The sequence below is a fragment of the Streptomyces sp. JB150 genome (assembly GCF_011193355.1).
Lineage (GTDB): Bacteria > Actinomycetota > Actinomycetes > Streptomycetales > Streptomycetaceae > Streptomyces.
Genome location: NZ_CP049780.1, coordinates 6,847,331 through 6,863,967, shown reverse-complemented (window position 1 = coordinate 6,863,967; position 16,637 = coordinate 6,847,331). Strand labels below are relative to the sequence as shown.

The following is a 16,637-nucleotide window of genomic DNA, read 5'->3' as shown; positions in this document are numbered from 1 at the left end:
CGGTCCGGTTAGGTGTTACAACTTTAAACGGACCCCGGTCCGGATACTTCCGGGAGTCCGCTCACCCGCCGTCTTTTCTCAGCCATCGGGAGTACCCCATGTCCGTTCGCATCCTGGCGCTCGTCGGCAGCCTCCGCGCCGGTTCGCACAACCGCCAGCTCGCCGAGGCCGCCGTGAAGCACGCACCCGAGGGCGTCGACATCCAGGTGTTCGAGGGCCTGGCCGAGATCCCGTTCTACAACGAGGACATCGACGTCGAGGGCTCCGTCCCGGCCGCCGCCGCCCGGCTGCGCGAGGCCGTCGCCGCCGCCGACGCGCTGCTGCTGTTCACCCCCGAGTACAACGGCACCATCCCGGCCGTCCTGAAGAACGCCATCGACTGGCTGTCCCGCCCGTACGGCACCGGCGCCATCGTCGGCAAGGCGGTCGCCGTGGTGGGCACCGCGCTCGGCCAGTACGGCGGTGTCTGGGCGCACGACGAGACCCGCAAGTCCGTGGGCATCGCGGGCGGCAAGGTGCTCGAGGACGTCAAGCTCTCCATCCCCGGCTCCGTGCAGCGCTTCGCCGAGGCCCACCCGGCCGACGACGCCGAGGTCGCCGCGCAGCTCACCGAGGTCGTCGCCCGGCTGCACGGCGAGGCCGTCGCGGCCTGACGCGCACCGCCCGTCCGCGCGCCGCACGCACGGCACACCGCGCACCGCACGCCTCAAGGGGGCCGGAGCACACCGCTCCGGCCCCCTGGCCGTGCCCGGCGCACCCGTCCGCCCGGTGCGTCCGCCGCACCACCGGACGCACCCGTCGCCGCACCGCCGCAGCCGCGTCCGGCCGTCATGCGTTCGCTTGTTCGTTGAAGGTTGTTCAAACCGGGGATCTGTTCACGCCAACTCTGCGAGGGTGGGCGCATGCAGACCCTCTACCGAAGACTGCTCACCTTCCTGCCCCGTCTCGGACTGAAGGTGATCGACCTGGGGCCCGGGACCGCGGTGGTCTCCCGGCGCGGCGGACGCACCCGTCTCCCGCTGGACGCGGGCGCCGACCTGGTGGCCCGCGACAACGGCCAGTACGCGGTCACGGGCGCCGGCAAGGACACCTGGGTGGTGCTGCGCGACCGGTCGGCGCGGGCCGGCGAGCGGGTCCGGGAGTGGACCGGCGTGCGGCTCGGCGACACCGGCGCGCGGCTGCTGCTGGACCGGCGGGCCCCGGCGGACGAGCGCCGCCTCCAGCTGGCCGCCGCCGAGTACCTGTGCGCCCAGCACGTGGCCGCGATGCTGGAGCTGTACGGGGTGAACTGCGTCTTCGACGTCGGCGCCAACGCCGGACAGTACGCCCGGCGGCTGCGCCGGCTCGGCTACCGCGGCCGGATCGTCTCGTTCGAGCCGACCGCCGACGCCTTCGCCCGCCTGCGGGACGCCGCCCGCGACGACCCCGACTGGCACGTGCGGCACTGCGGACTGGGCCGCGAGGACACGGTCAGCACCATCCACACCGGCTGGAACACCATGAACTCGCTGCTGCCGCCCAGCGACTACGGACGCGACCGCTACCGCCGGTTCGCCACCACCCGCACCGAGCAGATCGAGATCCGGCGGCTGGACGCGGTGATGGACGAGGCCCTCGACGGCATCGCCGAGCCGCGCCCCTTCCTGAAGATGGACACCCAGGGCTACGACCTGGAGGTGTTCGCCGGTGCCGGGGAGCGCGTCGCGGACTTCGTGGGGCTGCAGTCGGAGGTGGCCGTCCTGCGGCTGTACGAGGGCAGTCCGCGGATGAGCGAGGCCGTCGCGGCGTACGAGGCGGGCGGCTTCGAGATCACCGGCATGTACCCGGTGACCCGGGAGGCGGCCACGGGCCGGGTGGTCGAGTTCGACTGCGTGATGATGCGCGCCAAGGCGGCACCCGAGCCGGCCGGCTGACCGCACGCCCGCGCCCGCTACTACCGGGCCGGGCGCTCCTCCCCGCTCTCGGACCGCTTGGCGGCCCGCAGGCTGGTGACCGTGGTGACCGCGAGCACCAGCACGATGAAGCCGAGGGAGAAGGGGATGCCGATCTCGGGCACGTGGACCCCGGACTCGTGCAGCGCGTGCAGCACCAGCTTCACGCCGATGAAGCCCAGGATGACCGACAGGCCGTACGACAGGTGGACCAGCCTCTTGAGCAGGCCGCCGATGAGGAAGTACAGCTGCCGCAGACCCATGAGGGCGAAGGCGTTGGCGGTGAACACGATGTACGGGTCCTGGGTCAGCCCGTAGATCGCGGGGATGGAGTCCAGGGCGAACAGCACGTCCGTGGAGCCGATGGCGAGCATCACGACCAGCATCGGCGTCATGACCCGCTTGCCGTTCTGCTCGACCCACAGCCGGGTGCCGTGGTACCGGTCGGCCACGCCGAAGCGGCGCTCGACGGACTTGAGCAGCTTGTTCTCCTGGTACTCCTCCTCGTGCTCCTCCTTGCGGGCGTCCTGGATCAGCTTCCAGGCCGTCCAGATCAGGAAGGCGCCGAAGAGGTAGAACACCCACGAGAACGCGGAGATGATCGCGGCGCCGGCGGCGATGAACCCGGCCCGCAGCACCAGTGCCATGAGCACGCCGACCATCAGCACGCGCTGCTGGTACGGCGGCGGCACCGCGAACTTCGCCATGATCAGGACGAAGACGAAGAGGTTGTCGACGCTCAGCGACTTCTCGGTGATGTACCCGGCGAAGAACTCCCCGGCCGGTTTCCAGCCGGCGGTCATGCCGAGCCCGATGCCGAAGGCGCAGGCCAGGACGATCCACACCACCGTCCAGACGCCGGCCTCCCGCAGCGAGACCTCGTGCGGCTTGCGGCCGATCAGGAAGTCGACGGCGACGAGGACGCACAGGACGCCGACGCTGAGCGCCCAGACGGTGAGGGAGACGTTCACGGCGGTGCTCCTGATGCGAGGGGGACCGGGGGCCTCCCAGCATCGTCACAGAGCACGCCGTCAGGCGCCCGCCGCCGGCTCCGCCCGGAACCGCGCGACCCACTCCGAGGTCGCCCCGAGGCCGCCGAAGGTGTAGAAGTGCACCTTCACCTCGCCGTGGACGTCCGGGTCGTAGCCCTCGGCGAGCGCCCGCAGGAAGCGGTCGGGGCCCGCGGTGCCCATGAGGTTGGTGAGTGAGAAGCCGTACTTGCGGGCGATGGACGCGCTGGTGCCGACGCCGAAGCGGGTGGCGTACGACATCAGCCGCCGCACTCCGGCCGGGCCGGGCACGCCGATCCGGACCGGCAGGCCGATGCCGCGCTCGCGGACCTCGGCGACCCAGGCGAGCACCCGGTCGGCGTCGAACCCGAACTGGGTGACGACGTGGCCGCCGAGCCGCTTGCCGGCGAGCGCCTCGCTCTTGTCGGCGAGCGCCGCCCACAGCACCCGGTCGGTGATCGCGGGGTGGCCCTCCGGGTAGCCGCTGACGCCGACGTGGCGCACGCCGTAGCGCTCCAGCAGACCGGTGCGGATCACGGACAGCGCGTCCTCGTACGGCCCGTGCGGCCGGGCCGGGTCTCCCCCGACGACGAGGACGTGCTCCCCGGTCCCGTCGGCCCGCAGTCCGTCCAGGAACTCCTCCAGCTCGGCACGCGAGCCGAGCCGGCGGGCCGAGAGGTGCGGCACCGGCAGGAAGCCGAACCGCTTCACCGCCCGCGCCGCCGCCAGGCGCGTCTGCAGGTCCTCGTTGCCGAGGAAGGTCACGTTGATCCGGGTGCCCGGCGGGATGAGCTGCCGCGCCTTCTCCAGGTGCGGCACGTCCTTGCCGGTCATCTCCAGGGAGAAGTCCTCCAGCAGCGTCAGCGCGGCGGCACGCACGGCGGCGGTGGGGCCGGGGGCCGGGGCGGTGGGGCCGGGGTTCATCGAGCTCCTTCGGCGTCGGGTACGACGGCTCGCCGTGAAGAACGCCGCCTGGTGGGCGGCGCTCCGGCATCGCGGCGCAACAGGGTACGCGGACCGGGCCCGGCGGGTGCGGGCGGGACGGGCTGCGGCGAGACGGACGCGGGTCCGACGGCGCGCGGGCCGGGCGGCGAGCGGGCCGGGCGGCGTTGCGGGCCGGGCGTGGGCGGCGCGGGGGTCCGGCGGAGCGTCCGACGGGACCTGGCGGTACGGGGTGCGGCGCGGGAGTCCGACGGGGTCACCTCGCGCCGTTCGGTACGGCGAGGAACCGAGCCGACGGCCGGAGGGCGGGTTACGCTGCGCCGGTCCGGCGATATGACCGTACTTGGGAGGTTTCATGCCCTCGCGACTCAACCCGTATCTCAGCTTCGACGGCGACGCCCGGCAGGCCATGGAGTTCTACCGGGAGGTGTTCGGCGGCACGCTCAAGCTCAGCACCTTCGGCGAGTTCGGCCCGCCGGACGCCGCCGGGGCCGACAAGATCATGCACGGGATGCTGGAGACGCCGTCCGGCTTCACCCTGATGGGCGCCGACACCCCGCCCGGAAACACGTACACGCCCGGCAACGCCTTCGCGGTGAGCCTGAGCGGGGACGACGAGGCCGAGCTGCGCGGCTACTGGGAGCAGCTGTCCGCCGACGGCTCCGTGTCCGTGCCGCTGGAGCGGCAGATGTGGGGCGATGTGTTCGGCATGTGCACGGACCGCTTCGGCGTCACCTGGATGGTCGACATCACAGGGGAAGCGGCGAACGGCTGACGCGGATCTTGGACTGGCCGTGCGGCCGTTTCTCCCAGTCGTCCATGAAGCGGGCGTGCAGGCCGTGGCGGTGGGCGAGGGCGAGGAGGGTGTCGGTGCGGTAGTAGAAGTCCTCGCGCAAGACCTGGTGTTCGGTGCCCTCGGTGCGGTCGAAGGTGAAGTCGAAGAAGCCGTCCGGCTTCATGACGCGGCCGACGTGGGCCAGGCATTCGTCGATCACGTCGAGCGGGGAGTGGGAGAAGACGCTGTGCGCGTGGACCACGTCGAAGTGGTCGTCCGGCAGGAACTCCAGCTTGAGGTCGCCCGTGAGGGTCAGGTGCGGGAGCTTGTCCTGCAGGCCGCGCTCGGTCAGGGTCCGCTTGGCGGCGATGAGGATGTCGGGCGAGATGTCGATGCCGTAGTAGTGGCCCTCGTCGAGGTAGTCGATGAAGCGCCAGCCGCCGCGCAGGTTGCCGCAGCCGATGTCGAGCATGCGGTGCTCGGGACGCAGTCCGTGCTCCAGGAGGTAGTCGAACTGCATCTGCCCGAGCGCCAGCCAGCGCTCGTGGGTGCGGCTGCCGACCGCCGCCTCGGGGTCGCGGCGGGTGTCAAAGGCCATCACCGCCCGGTAGTAGCCGACGTGGTCGGGGTGTTTCAGGCGCAGCCAGGCGTCCCGGCCCGCCCGGCGGACGTACGGGGCTATGCGGCCGGGGTGGCGCAGGGCGTAGCCGACCTTGTGGGTGAGCGCGGCGCGGTTGCTGCGCAGCCTGCTCGGGGAGGTGGCGTCCTCGATCATGGCGGTGTGGCCTCCGTCCGACGGGTTTCCCACCATTCTGGGAGCAACCGGTCACAGCGCGCCATCGCTCACCGGCCGGTGAACGGCCCCGCTCACCACGGCCACCTGCCACGCCCGGTCCGCGCCGGCCCGTTCGTGTCCACCGGGGACGCCGTGGCCGTGCGGCGGACTCCCGGCGCCGGCGCGGGCGTTCCCCGTACAACCACGAGAGGTTACCGTTCGGTAGACAACGCGCCCCGGAGGTGTCCCGCATGACGCTCGCCCCTGCCGCAGGCCTGGTGGAGACCGCTCGCGCCCTGGCTGCCGGGGAGGTGACGTCACGGGCCCTCGTCGCCGCGGCCCTGGCCCGGATCGAGGCGACCCAGGGCTGGGTCAACGCCTTCCGGCTCGTGCGCGCCGAGGCGGCGCTCGCCGAGGCGGAGGCGGCGGACCGGGAGCTGGCGGCGGGTGGCCGCCGGCCGTTGCTCGGGGTGCCCGTCGCGGTCAAGGACGACATGGACGTGGCGGGCGAGCCGACCGCGTTCGGCTGCCGGGGGACCTTCCCGCCGGTCGCCGAGGACGGCGAGGCGGTACGGCGGCTGCGGGCGGCCGGCGCCGTGATCGTGGGCAAGACCAACACGTGCGAGCTGGGTCAGTGGCCGTTCACCGAGGGCCCGGCGTTCGGCACCACCCGCAACCCGTGGAACCCCGAGCACACCCCCGGCGGCTCCTCCGGCGGCAGCGCGGCCGCGGTCGCGGCGGGCCTGGTGCCCGCCGCGCTCGGCTCCGACGGGGCCGGTTCGGTGCGCATCCCCGCCTCCTGGACCCACCTGGTCGGCATCAAGCCGCAGCGCGGGCGCATCTCGACCTGGCCGCGCGGCGAGTCCTTCCAGGGGATCACGGTCAACGGCACGCTGGCGCGCACGGTCGCGGACGCGGCCCTGCTGCTGGACGCGGCGAGCGGCAACCACCCGCGCGATCCGCACCGCCCGCCCGCGCTGGAGGTGTTCGAGGCGGTCGGCCGGGATCCCGGACGGCTGCGGATCGCGCTCTCCCTGACCCCGCCCTTCACCGCGCTGCCGGCCCGGCTCGATCCGCGCGTCCGCGCCCGGGTGACCGAACTGGCCGCGGAACTGAGCGCGTTGGGTCATGTCGTCGAGGAGGCGGATCCGCCCTACGGGCAGATCGGGCTGACCTTCGTGCCGCGGGCCACCGCGGGTATCGCCGAGTGGGTGCGCGACGCGCCCGAGCCGGCGCTGCTCGACCCGCGCACCCGTGGCGCCGCCCGGCTGGGCCGGCTGCTCGGCGGGGCCCCGCTGAAGGCGGCGCGGCGGGCGGAGGCGGCGCTGCACCGCCGTATCGGCGCCTTCTTCACGTCGTACGACGTCGTGCTCGCGCCCACGACGGCCACTCCCCCGCCCCGGATCGGCGCCCTGCTCGGGCTGGGCCCGCTGGCCACCGACCGGGCGGTGATCGCCGCGTGCCCGTACGCCTGGCCGTGGAACGTGCTGGGCTGGCCCGGTGTCGCCGTGCCCGCCGGGTTCGTCGACGGCGGGCTGCCCGTCGGCGCGCAGCTGCTCGGCCCGGCGCACAGCGAACCGCTGCTGGTGTCGCTCGCCGCGCAGCTGGAGGCGGAGCTGCGCTGGCACGAACGGCGGCCTCCCGAGCGGTCGGTGACACAGTCGCCCGCGGTGTGAGGAGGCCCGCCCACCGCGGCACCGATCACCCGGTTCCGCTGCGACTGCACCCCGCCCGGACTCCCTTGACCGTGTCCAGTCATGGCGCTACGTTCCCGGTGACCGTAAGGAAACCTTCCTAACAGTCCACCCCCCGCCGGAGGATTGTCATGCGCAGACCTCTGTCCGCCCTCCTCGCCGCCGCCGCGCTCGCCGGACTCGGCCCCCTCCTCGCCGGTCCCGCCCCGGCCACCGCCTCCCCCACCGCCGCCTCCCCCACCGCCGGCACGTCCGCCGACGCACCCGCCGGCACGCCCGCCGCCGTCAACGGCCGTCTGAAGGTGTGCGGGGTCAAGCTCTGCAACCAGTACGGCAGGCCGGTCCAGCTGCGCGGCATGAGCAGCCACGGCCTGCAGTGGTACAGCCACTGCCTGACCGACGGCTCGCTGGACGCGCTGGCCGGCGACTGGAAGGCGGACGTCCTGCGGATCTCGCTCTACGTCCAGGAGGGCGGCTACGAGACGAACCCGCGGAAGTTCACCGACCGCGTGCACCAGCTCATCGAGATGGCCACGGCCCGCGGCATGTACGCCCTCGTCGACTGGCACCAGCTCACGCCGGGCGACCCGCACCACAACCTGGAGCGCGCCAAGACGTTCTTCACGGAGATCGCCCGGCGTCACCGCGGCAAGACCAACCTGCTGTACGACATCGCCAACGAGCCCAACGGCGTCAGCTGGTCCCGGATCAAGTCGTACGCCGAGCAGCTGATCCCGGTGATCCGCGCCCAGGACCCGGACACGCCGATCCTGATCGGTACGCACGGCTGGGGCTCGCTCGGCGTCTCGGACGGCCGCGACGAGCGGGACGTCGTCGACAACCCGGTGCGGGCGAGCAACATCATGTACACGTTCCACTTCTACGCGGCGTCGCACGGCCAGGAGTACCTGAGCGCGCTCGACCGGGCCTCGGACCGCATCCCGGTCTTCGTGACCGAGTTCGGCACCCAGGAGGCCAGCGGGGACGGCCCCAACGACTTCGCCCGCACCCAGCAGTACCTGGACCTGATGGCGCGCAAGAAGATCAGCTGGGTGAACTGGAACTTCTCCGACGACCACCGCTCGGGTGCGGTCTTCAGGACCGGCACGTGCGACTCGGGCGGCCCCTGGGCGGGCACCGCCCCGCTGAAGCCCGCCGGTGTCTGGATCCGGGACCGGATCAGGACGCCGGACGACTTCCCGACGGGCTGAGCCGCCGCTGCGGAAACGCCCGGGCGAACGCCTCCCGGACGACCGCGCCGCGGGTGCGGTCCAGCACGCCGAACACCACGTGCTCGAACGCGCCCGCGAACCGGCCGCCGGGGCCGAGCAGCCCGCGGAAGGCGCCCGCCACCCCCGCCGGGTCGTTGCGGAACACGCCGCAGCCCCAGGCGCCCAGCACCAGCCGCCGGTAGCCGTGGGCCGCGGCCGTCTCCAGGACCCGCTCGGCGCGGGTGGCCAGGGCGCGCGGCAGCTCGCCCGCGCGGTCGGGCGCGGTGCGCCGTACGACGCCCGCGTTGGGCGCCGCGGCGGCGAGGAACCCGGTGGTGAACGGCGTGTCGAGCAGGCGGCCCCGGTCGTCGCGGAAGACGGGCACGGCCGGGCTGTGGATGACGCGGTCCGTGTAGAACGGGTCGCGGTGCGTGCGGTGGTGGTCGTAGAACTCCGGGGCCCGCAGCAGGCAGGTGTACAGCGCGGAGGCGCGGCACAGGGCCTCTTCCTGGGCCTGGGCGCCGTTGAGATAGCCGCCGCCGGGGTTGCGGGCCGACGCGAAGTCGAGGACCGCCGTGGCCGCGCCGAGGCGGCGGGCGGCCTCCAGGCTGCTCTCGCCCGTGACCTCGATCAGGGTGTCCGTCGCCGGGGCGGACGGTCCCGGCACCGGCACCGGGCCGGGGCCCAGCATCCGGGTGCCCGACCGGGCCGCCTCGATCGCCTCCCCCAGGGAGATCCGGTGGTCGCCCGGCGAGCGGTAGCCCCCCGCCGCCACGATCTGCTCCGTCTCCTGTGCGATGCCGCGCAGGCGCGCGCTCACGGCGCCACCCCCGTAGGCGCCGTGACCGCGCGCCGCGCGGCCTCCCCTGTCGTGCTCATGGCCTGATCCTGAGCGATCCCGGTCCCGCGCCGCAACGGAGTTTCGCGGCCCCGGCGACGGCGGTCGTCCCGCCCGGCCCCTCAGGCCGCCGCTCCCGGACGACCCTGACAACCGTCCCGGCCCTTCAGGCCGCCGCTCCCGGACGGCCCTGACAACCGTCCCGGCCCTTCAAGCCGCCGCTCCCGGACGGTCCTGACAACCGGTTCCGATCGTCCCGATTTGCCCCCTTGTACGAACGCGCGTCAGGGTCTTGGGTGGGACAAGCGTGCCGGTCGGAGCCCTCGGGCCCCGGTCGGCGGCATGGAGGAACCTCAGAAGGGATCCCGACATGTCCGATGCGGCAAGCGACTGTACACAGACCCGCGCGGCCGTGACCGAAGCCGAGGTGGAGGCACTGATCCGCGGTATCTGCTTCAAGACCGGACCGCCCCGCACCGTCGGTGTGGAGCTGGAATGGCTGGTCCACGACCTGCGGGAGCCGCAGCTCCCCGTCACGTCCGAACGACTCGAAGCGGCCTACGCCGCACTGCGCGCCACGCCCCTGGCGTCGGCGCTCACCGTGGAACCCGGCGGCCAGCTGGAGCTGAGCTCGCCGCCCGCCGCCTCCCTGATGGAGTGCGTGCGCACCGTCTCCGCCGACCTCGACGCCGTCCGCGCGGTGCTGCGCGACCGGGGCCTTCGCCTCGCCGGCATCGGTCACGACCCGTGGCACGCGCCGAGCCGGTTCCTGCGCGACCCGCGCTACGACGCGATGGAGACCTACCTCGACCGCACCGGACCGGCCGGCCGCGCCATGATGTGCACCTCGGCCTCGGTGCAGGTCTGCCTGGACGCCGGATACGAGGAGCCCGGGCCGCTGGGGCATGTGCGGCGCTGGTGGCTGGCCCACCAGCTGGGCGCGGTCCTGGTGGCCGTGTTCGCCAACTCCCCGGTGGTCCGGCGCCGGCCGACGGGCTGGGTGTCCACCCGCCAGCTGCGGTGGGCGGAGATCGGCGCCGGACGGGCGGGCGCGCCGGAGCTGGACGCCGATCCGCGCCGCGCGTGGGCCCGGCGGGTGCTGGACGCGCCGGTGATGTGCGTGCGCCGCGAGAGCGGCCCGTGGGAGGTGCCGGACGGGCTGACGTTCCGCGAGTGGACCCGGTCGGGCACGCCCCGGCCGCCCACCCGCGACGACCTCGACTACCACTTGACGACGCTGTTCCCGCCGGTCAGGCCGCGCGGCCATCTGGAGCTGCGGATGATCGACGCGCAGCCCGGAGAGCACGGCTGGATCGTGCCGGTCGCCGTGACGACGGCGCTCTTCGACGACCCGCAGGCCGCCGAGACCGCCTACCGCACGGTGAAGCCCCTGGCCGAGCGTGCCCTGGGCCGGCCCGCGCCGCACAACCCGCTGTGGTCCGCCGCGGCCCGGGACGGGCTGGCCGACCCGGAGCTGCGCGAGGCGGCCGTGGCCTGTTTCGCGGCGGCGCTGGACGCGCTGCCCCGGCTCGGCGCCTCGCCGGGCGTGACGGCCGCCGTCGCGGCCTACCGGGACCGCTACGTCGTCCACGGCCGCTGCCCCGCCGACGACCTGCTCGACCGGCTGCGCGGCGGCGATCCCACCGGGTCCGGGCCGCACCCGGACGACCAGACCACCGTCCCGCACGGGAAGGACCCGCGCTCATGACCGACACCGCCCGTCCGACCGTCTCCCGGTCCGCCCCCGGCACCGCCGCGGGGTCCTGCGCCGGGGCCGGGGCGGCCTCCGGGACCGCCCCCGAGGCCGTGCCCGAGGCCGTGCCCGAGACGGCGTCCGAGACCGATCCCGAGGCCTTCCGCGAGCGTGCCCTCGCCTCGCTGACCACCGCCCGCGACCGCACCACCCTGCTGACCGACTGCGTCGACGAGCCGGACCTGACCGCCCAGCACTCCCCGCTGATGTCGCCGCTGGTGTGGGACCTCGCGCACATCGGCAACCAGGAGGAGCTGTGGCTGCTGCGGGCGGTCGCCGGGCAGGAGGCGATCCGGCCCGAGATCGACAGCCTCTACGACGCCTTCGAGCATCCGCGCGCGGAGCGTCCGTCGCTGCCGCTGCTGCCGCCCGCCGAGGCCCGCGCGTACGCCGCGCAGGTGCGCCGCCGGGTCCTGGACGTGCTGGAGGGCACCGCCTTCCACGGCACCCGGCTCACCGAGGCGGGGTTCGCGTTCGGCATGGTCGCGCAGCACGAACAGCAGCACGACGAGACCATGCTGATCACCCATCAGCTGCGCAGGGGACCGCAGGTGCTCGCCGCCCCGGACCCGGAGCCGCTCCCCCTGTTCACCGGACCGGCCGAAGTCCTCGTGCCCGGCGGCCCGTTCACCATGGGCACCTCCGCCGAGCCGTGGGCACTGGACAACGAACGGCCCGCGCACCGCCGCGAGATACCGCCCTTCTTCATCGACACCACGCCGGTGACGAACGCCGCCTACCAGGCGTTCATCGAGGACGGCGGCTACGACGACCCACGCTGGTGGACCGCCGAGGGCTGGGCGCACATCCGCAGGAACTCGATCACCGCGCCGCTGTACTGGCGCCGGGACGGCGGGCAGTGGCTGCGCCGCCGGTTCGGGGTGACCGAGGTGGTGCCGCCGGACGAGCCGGTGCTGCACGTGTGCTGGTACGAGGCGGACGCGTACGCCCGCTGGGCCGGACGGCGGCTGCCGACCGAGGCCGAGTGGGAGAAGGCGGCCCGCTTCGACCCGGCGACCGGCCGCTCCCGGCGCTATCCGTGGGGCGACGCCGACCCCGGGCCCGAGCACGCCAACCTCGGCCAGCGGCATCTGCGCCCCGCGCCCGCCGGGAGCTATCCGGCCGGTGAGTCGCCGCTCGGCGTACGGCAGTTGATCGGTGACGTGTGGGAGTGGACGGCGAGCGACTTCCTGCCGTACCCGGGTTTCCGGGCGTTCCCGTACAAGGAGTACTCGGAGGTGTTCTTCGGGCCGGACCACAAGGTGCTGCGCGGCGGTTCGTTCGCCGTGGACCCGGTGGCCTGCCGGGGCACCTTCCGCAACTGGGACTATCCGATCCGGCGGCAGATCTTCTCCGGCTTCCGCACGGCCCGCTCGCAGGACGCCTGATGTGCCGTCACCTGGCCTACGTGGGGCCCGCCGAGCCGGTCGGCGCCCTGCTGGTGGCGCCGCCCCACGCGCTGTACCGCCAGTCGTGGGCGCCGCGCCACCAGCGCCACGGGACGGTGAACGCCGACGGCTTCGGGGTCGGCTGGTACGCCGACGGCGACCCGGTGCCGGCCCGCTACCGGCGCGCCGGGCCCATCTGGGCCGACCAGTCCTTCGCCGACCTGGCGCGGGTCGTGCGCACCGGGGCGCTGCTCGCCGCGGTGCGGGACGCGACGCTCGCCGGCGCGGACGCCGAGGCCGCGGCGGCGCCGTACGCCTCGGGCCGGTGGCTGTTCAGCCACAACGGCGCGGTGGCGGGCTGGCCGGGCTCCCTGGCCGGGCTGTCCCGGAGCCTGCCGCCGCGGGACCTGCTTTCGCTGGAGGCCCGCAACGACTCCGCGCTGGTCTGGGCGCTGGTCCTGGCCCGGCTGCGCGCCGGGGACGATCCGGGCCGCGCGCTCGCCGACACCGTCCCGGAGGTCGCCGCGGCGGCCCCCGGCTCCCGCCTGAACCTGCTGCTCACCGACGGCTCCACCGTCACCGCCACCACCTGGGGCGACACCCTGTGGTACCTGGTCCGCCCGGGCGGCGGCGCGGTGGTGGCGTCGGAGCCGTACGACGACGATCCACGCTGGGCCGAGGTCCCGGACCGCACGCTGGTCACCGCGAGCCCCACCGAGGTGCGCCTCGCCCCGCTCAAGGAGCCGAGCCACGCCCCAGCCCCCGCACCACCGAAGGAGCCCCGCACGTGAGCCCGTTCCACCTCACCCGCACCCTCCCCGAGGACGCCACCGAGGCCGCCCTGCGCGCCGACGTCCTGCACGGCCTCACCGCCACGCCCAAGACGCTCCCGCCGAAGTGGTTCTACGACGCGCACGGCAGCGAGCTGTTCGAGAAGATCACCGAGCTGCCCGAGTACTACCCGACGCGCGCCGAACGGGAGATCCTGGTCTCCCGCGCCGCCGACATCGCCGCCGCGACCGGCGCCCGCACCCTCGTCGAGCTGGGCTCCGGGTCCTCCGACAAGACCCGGCATCTGCTCGACGCGTTCGGCGGCCTGCGCCTGTACGTGCCGGTCGACGTCAGCGAGAGCGCCCTCACCCAGGCCGGGCGGGCGCTCGTCGCGGAGCGGCCCGGCCTGTCCGTGCACGCGCTGATCGCCGACTTCACCGCCCGGCTGGAACTGCCGGACACGCCGGGGCCGCGGCTGCTGGTGTTCCTCGGCGGCACGATCGGCAATCTGCTGCCCGCCGAGCGGGCGGCGTTCCTGTCCTCGGTGCGCGCCCTGCTCGCCCCAGGGGACGCGCTGCTGCTGGGCACCGACCTGGTGAAGGACGAGGAGGTGCTGGTGCGCGCGTACGACGACGCGGCGGGGGTGACGGCCGCGTTCAACCGGAACGTCCTCGCCGTCGTCAACCGCGAGCTGGGCGCCGACTTCGAACCGGGTGCCTTCGACCACGTGGCGCTGTGGGACGCCGAGCGCGAGTGGATCGAGATGCGGCTGCGGTCCCGCACGGAGCAGACCGTGAAGATCCCCGGCCTCGACCTGGCCGTGGAGTTCGCGGCGGGCGAGGAACTGCGCACCGAGGTGTCGGCGAAGTTCCGGCAGGAAGGGGTGTGGGCGGAACTGGCCGCCGCCGGGTTGCGGCCGGCCCACTGGTGGACGGACGGCGAGGGACGTTTCGCGCTGTCGCTGAGCGTCGTGCCGTAGCAGCGGCGGGCGGAGTCAGCTCTCCGGTGCCGCCAGTGCCTGCGTGATGCGGCGTGAGGCGCGGCGGGCCTCGGTCGCCGGGTCGGCGCCGGTGAGCACGTTCGTCATGTACTCCTTGATCGGGTTGTCCGCCTCGACGTTCGCCCACTCGGGGGTGCTGGGCGTCGCCCGGCCCCGTGCCGCGCCCGCGGCCATGGCGGCGACGCCCTCCTCGCCCGCGACCGCGTCAGCCAGGGTCGTCTTGTTGGGCACGTAGTCCATGGTGCGGGCGAGTTCGGTGTTCCACTCGGCGCCGGTGAGGGCCTCGACCACGGCGACGGCTCCGTCGCGGACGTCGGTGTTGCGGGGGACGACGAGGTCGGAGCCGCCGGTGAAGACGGCGCCGGGCTTGCCGGCGTTCTTGCCGGGCACGGGGAAGAAGCCCAGCTTGCCCTCCAGTTCCGGGTTCTGCCGCACGACGGCCCGGGCCAGGCCCGGCACCGCGACGATCTGGGCGACCTGTCCCCGGGCGAACACCCCGGCCTGCGGCGGGTGTTCCTCGTCGGCGTCGGCGGGGCCGTCGCCGAGGGCCTGGAGGCGGCGGTAGAAGTCCATGCCGCGCAGGGCGGCCGGGGTGTCGAGGCTGCCGCGCCAGGTGCCGCCGTTCTCCTCGGCCAGGTCGCCGCCCTCGTCCCAGACGAACCCGGCGAGCGTGTACCAGTCCTGTCCGGCGAGGTAGATGCCCTGGGTGCCGCCGGAGTTCAGTTCCTCGGTGATCTCCAGCCACTCCTCGCGGGTCTTCGGCGGGGCGGTGACGCCGGCCTGCTCGAAGAGGTCCTTGCGGTAGACGACGACGCGGTTGGCGGCGTACCAGGGGATGCCGTACTGCGCGGAGAGCTGGCGCCCCGGTTCGGCGAGGCCGGGCAGCCAGTCGTCCATGCCCCAGTCCCGCATCGACTCCAGGGTCAGGTCGAGCAGTCCCCCGCCCTCGATGTACTGCGAGATCTGCGTGTTGCCGACCTCGATCACGTCGGGCGCGTCCGCGGCGCCGGACTCCAGCGCGGCGTGCACCTTGTCGCCGATGCCGGTCCACTCCTGGATGCGGATGTCCAGGTCGAGGCCGGTGTGGGTGCGCTCGAAGTTATCCGTGAAGCGGTCCAGGAACTCCTTCGAGGCGCTGTTCTGCATCAGCCAGACGGTGACGGTGCGCCGGCGCGGCCCGTCGTCCCCCGGCAGGACACCGCAGCCGGTGACGAGCGAGGCGGTCAGGGCACAGCAGAGGGCGAGCAGGCGGCGACGTCTCACGAGGGGTCCTGTTCTGTCTGGGGACAGGGGAGGGAGGCCCGACGTGGGGGGACGAGCCGAGGGCTCGTACGGGTGTGCTGGATTTTGGTATGGACCAATGCGGAGGTCAAGGGATACGGGCACGGGAGCCCGACGCCTCGCGGACCGTCCCGGCTTGGGGCACGGTGGAGTGACGGGTGCGACGGCCGTCACACCAGCCTCGGCTGTCACAGCCGTCGCGGACGTCACAGCGGGTTCGGCGGCCGTCGCGAGGCGTCACAGCGGGCTCGGGGCCGTCGCGAGGCGTCACAGCCGTCGCGGCGTCGCGGCCCTCACAGGAGAAGGAGCACTCATGTCGAACCACACCTACCGGGTCACCGAGATCGTCGGCACCTCCCCCGAGGGCGTCGACCAGGCCGTGCGCAACGGCATCAGCCGGGCCTCGCAGACGCTGCGGAACCTCGACTGGTTCGAGGTGACCCAGATCCGGGGCCAGATCGAGGACGGGCAGATCGCTCACTACCAGGTCGGGCTGAAGGTGGGCTTCCGCCTGGAGGACACGGACTGACCCGCGGGCCCGCCACGCGCCACCGCGGCTACGTCCGTCCCTCCCGCTCCTGCGCGGTCTTCAGCGCGGCGGACGGGGTCGCCCAGCGCGCCCGCAGCACGGTGAATCCGGCCCGCTCAGCGTCGGCGCACACCAGCTCGTCGTCGTCCACGAGGACCCGGATGTCCCGGGTGCGGGCGAGGCGGCGCAGGATGGCCAGCTTGGTGAAGCGGGCGGGCCGGCGGTCGTCGTCGCGCCGCATGTACACCCGCCCCTCGGGCAGCCCGTGCCCGGCCAGCCAGTCGAGCGTGTCGCGACGGCAGCGCTCGGGCCGCCCGGTCAGATAGACCACCTCGCACTCGCGGGCGCTCTCGCGCGCCAGCGCGACGCCCTCCGGCAGCGGCGGGTCCTGCGGCGCGGCGGCGAAGAAGCCGTCCCAGTCGCGGGGCTTGCGCTCCAGGAACCGCTGCCGGTGCGCGGTGTCGGCGAGGGTGTTGTCCAGGTCGAACACGGCCAGCGGGGCCTTGCTGTTGCTGTTCGTCACAGTCCCACCCTAGGGCGGGCAGGAGTGCGGTGCCCGAGGTCAGGGTGGCTGCGCGCTGCCCCCACAGGGCGACAGGACCAGGAGCGGTCCCGCATGGAGTTGAACCACGAAGAACGCGTGACCGGCACACCGGGCACCTGCGTGCCACCGTAGGCCGGGCGTCAGGCGCATGCCAATCGATTGAGGCAGGGCGAGGCCGGCAGTGCGGGAGTGGGG

The 16,637-nt window shown here is 73.8% G+C and carries 16 protein-coding genes; 10 read left to right on the top strand and 6 right to left on the bottom strand.

What is annotated here, in order from left to right:
• Window positions 1-98 precede the first annotated feature (98 nt).
• Window positions 99-653, top strand: coding sequence for an NAD(P)H-dependent oxidoreductase (locus tag G7Z13_RS31255; protein ID WP_166003849.1), 555 nt, complete (start codon window positions 99-101; stop codon window positions 651-653).
• A gap of 249 nt (window positions 654-902) precedes the next feature.
• Window positions 903-1,913 carry an FkbM family methyltransferase gene (locus G7Z13_RS31250; RefSeq protein ID WP_166003846.1) on the top strand — a complete coding sequence of 337 codons (1,011 nt, stop codon included), beginning with the start codon at window positions 903-905 and terminating at the stop codon, window positions 1,911-1,913.
• 20 nt (window positions 1,914-1,933) lie between these two features.
• Here G7Z13_RS31250 and G7Z13_RS31245 read toward each other — a convergent pair whose 3' ends face one another.
• Both G7Z13_RS31245 and G7Z13_RS31240 read right to left on the bottom strand, forming a co-directional pair.
• Window positions 1,934-2,902: a TerC family protein gene (locus tag G7Z13_RS31245; RefSeq protein WP_166003844.1), complete on the bottom strand. Its 969-nt coding sequence runs from the start codon at window positions 2,900-2,902 to the stop codon at window positions 1,934-1,936.
• A 60-nt stretch (window positions 2,903-2,962) separates the two neighbouring features.
• Entirely contained in the window at window positions 2,963-3,865 is a 903-nt protein-coding gene (locus G7Z13_RS31240) for a methylenetetrahydrofolate reductase (RefSeq protein WP_166003842.1), read from the bottom strand.
• Window positions 3,866-4,238: 373 nt separating this feature from the next.
• Here G7Z13_RS31240 and G7Z13_RS31235 point away from each other — a divergent pair, with 373 nt between their 5' ends.
• On the top strand, window positions 4,239-4,658 hold the full coding sequence (locus G7Z13_RS31235; RefSeq protein ID WP_166003840.1) for a VOC family protein: 420 nt from the start codon (window positions 4,239-4,241) through the stop codon (window positions 4,656-4,658).
• On the opposite strand, the gene G7Z13_RS31230 is transcribed toward G7Z13_RS31235, so the two are convergent.
• On the bottom strand, window positions 4,633-5,433 hold the full coding sequence (locus tag G7Z13_RS31230; protein ID WP_166003838.1) for a class I SAM-dependent methyltransferase: 801 nt from the start codon (window positions 5,431-5,433) through the stop codon (window positions 4,633-4,635). The genes G7Z13_RS31235 and G7Z13_RS31230 overlap by 26 nt on opposite strands.
• A gap of 251 nt (window positions 5,434-5,684) precedes the next feature.
• Here G7Z13_RS31230 and G7Z13_RS31225 point away from each other — a divergent pair, with 251 nt between their 5' ends.
• The gene (locus G7Z13_RS31225) at window positions 5,685-7,109 is read left to right on the top strand and encodes an amidase (RefSeq protein ID WP_166003836.1); all 1,425 of its coding nucleotides are present in this window, start codon (window positions 5,685-5,687) and stop codon (window positions 7,107-7,109) included.
• Between the two features lie 149 nt (window positions 7,110-7,258).
• Entirely contained in the window at window positions 7,259-8,338 is a 1,080-nt protein-coding gene (locus tag G7Z13_RS31220; RefSeq protein ID WP_166003834.1) for a glycoside hydrolase family 5 protein, read from the top strand.
• Here the strand turns inward: G7Z13_RS31220 and G7Z13_RS31215 are convergent.
• Window positions 8,307-9,158 (bottom strand): TIGR02452 family protein, encoded by an 852-nt coding sequence (locus tag G7Z13_RS31215; RefSeq protein WP_166003832.1) that lies wholly within the window; start codon window positions 9,156-9,158, stop codon window positions 8,307-8,309. The two genes, G7Z13_RS31220 and G7Z13_RS31215, sit on opposite strands and share 32 nt — an antisense overlap.
• A 388-nt stretch (window positions 9,159-9,546) precedes the next feature.
• Between G7Z13_RS31215 and egtA the strand changes: the two genes are divergently transcribed.
• From egtA to egtD, 4 genes are read left to right on the top strand one after another with little or no spacing between them, the layout of a single operon-like run.
• Window positions 9,547-10,884 (top strand): ergothioneine biosynthesis glutamate--cysteine ligase EgtA, encoded by a 1,338-nt coding sequence (gene egtA, locus G7Z13_RS31210; RefSeq protein ID WP_166003830.1) that lies wholly within the window; start codon window positions 9,547-9,549, stop codon window positions 10,882-10,884.
• On the top strand, window positions 10,881-12,317 hold the full coding sequence (gene egtB, locus G7Z13_RS31205) for an ergothioneine biosynthesis protein EgtB (RefSeq protein ID WP_166003828.1): 1,437 nt from the start codon (window positions 10,881-10,883) through the stop codon (window positions 12,315-12,317). The genes egtA and egtB overlap by 4 nt, the downstream gene beginning before the upstream one ends.
• On the top strand, window positions 12,317-13,108 hold the full coding sequence (gene egtC / locus G7Z13_RS31200) for an ergothioneine biosynthesis protein EgtC (protein WP_166003826.1): 792 nt from the start codon (window positions 12,317-12,319) through the stop codon (window positions 13,106-13,108). The genes egtB and egtC overlap by 1 nt, the downstream gene beginning before the upstream one ends.
• Window positions 13,105-14,067: an L-histidine N(alpha)-methyltransferase gene (egtD, locus tag G7Z13_RS31195; protein WP_166003824.1), complete on the top strand. Its 963-nt coding sequence runs from the start codon at window positions 13,105-13,107 to the stop codon at window positions 14,065-14,067. Before egtC ends, egtD begins: the two co-directional genes overlap by 4 nt.
• A 15-nt stretch (window positions 14,068-14,082) precedes the next feature.
• Here the strand turns inward: egtD and G7Z13_RS31190 are convergent, their stop codons facing one another.
• Entirely contained in the window at window positions 14,083-15,315 is a 1,233-nt protein-coding gene (locus tag G7Z13_RS31190) for an extracellular solute-binding protein (protein ID WP_166005480.1), read from the bottom strand.
• A 367-nt stretch (window positions 15,316-15,682) separates the two neighbouring features.
• Here G7Z13_RS31190 and G7Z13_RS31185 point away from each other — a divergent pair, with 367 nt between their 5' ends.
• A complete protein-coding gene (locus tag G7Z13_RS31185) occupies window positions 15,683-15,898 on the top strand; it encodes a dodecin (protein WP_166003822.1) in 216 nt (71 codons plus the stop codon).
• A 28-nt stretch (window positions 15,899-15,926) separates the two neighbouring features.
• On the opposite strand, the gene G7Z13_RS31180 is transcribed toward G7Z13_RS31185, so the two are convergent.
• On the bottom strand, window positions 15,927-16,421 hold the full coding sequence (locus G7Z13_RS31180) for a hypothetical protein (RefSeq protein WP_166003820.1): 495 nt from the start codon (window positions 16,419-16,421) through the stop codon (window positions 15,927-15,929).
• Between the last annotated feature and the right edge of the window lie 216 nt (window positions 16,422-16,637).

Bases quoted from the DNA above. Each gene is read 5' to 3' on its own strand.
- G7Z13_RS31240 (WP_166003842.1), bottom strand. From the start codon at position 3,865: ATGAACCCCGGCCCCACCGCCCCGGCCCCCGGCCCCACCGCCGCCGTG.
- egtB (WP_166003828.1), top strand. From the start codon at position 10,881: ATGACCGACACCGCCCGTCCGACCGTCTCCCGGTCCGCCCCCGGCACC.
- G7Z13_RS31185 (WP_166003822.1), top strand. From the start codon at position 15,683: ATGTCGAACCACACCTACCGGGTCACCGAGATCGTCGGCACCTCCCCC.
- G7Z13_RS31225 (WP_166003836.1), top strand. From the start codon at position 5,685: ATGACGCTCGCCCCTGCCGCAGGCCTGGTGGAGACCGCTCGCGCCCTG.
- G7Z13_RS31250 (WP_166003846.1), top strand. From the start codon at position 903: ATGCAGACCCTCTACCGAAGACTGCTCACCTTCCTGCCCCGTCTCGGA.
- G7Z13_RS31230 (WP_166003838.1), bottom strand. From the start codon at position 5,433: ATGATCGAGGACGCCACCTCCCCGAGCAGGCTGCGCAGCAACCGCGCC.
- egtC (WP_166003826.1), top strand. From the start codon at position 12,317: ATGTGCCGTCACCTGGCCTACGTGGGGCCCGCCGAGCCGGTCGGCGCC.
- G7Z13_RS31255 (WP_166003849.1), top strand. From the start codon at position 99: ATGTCCGTTCGCATCCTGGCGCTCGTCGGCAGCCTCCGCGCCGGTTCG.
- G7Z13_RS31220 (WP_166003834.1), top strand. From the start codon at position 7,259: ATGCGCAGACCTCTGTCCGCCCTCCTCGCCGCCGCCGCGCTCGCCGGA.
- egtA (WP_166003830.1), top strand. From the start codon at position 9,547: ATGTCCGATGCGGCAAGCGACTGTACACAGACCCGCGCGGCCGTGACC.
- G7Z13_RS31235 (WP_166003840.1), top strand. From the start codon at position 4,239: ATGCCCTCGCGACTCAACCCGTATCTCAGCTTCGACGGCGACGCCCGG.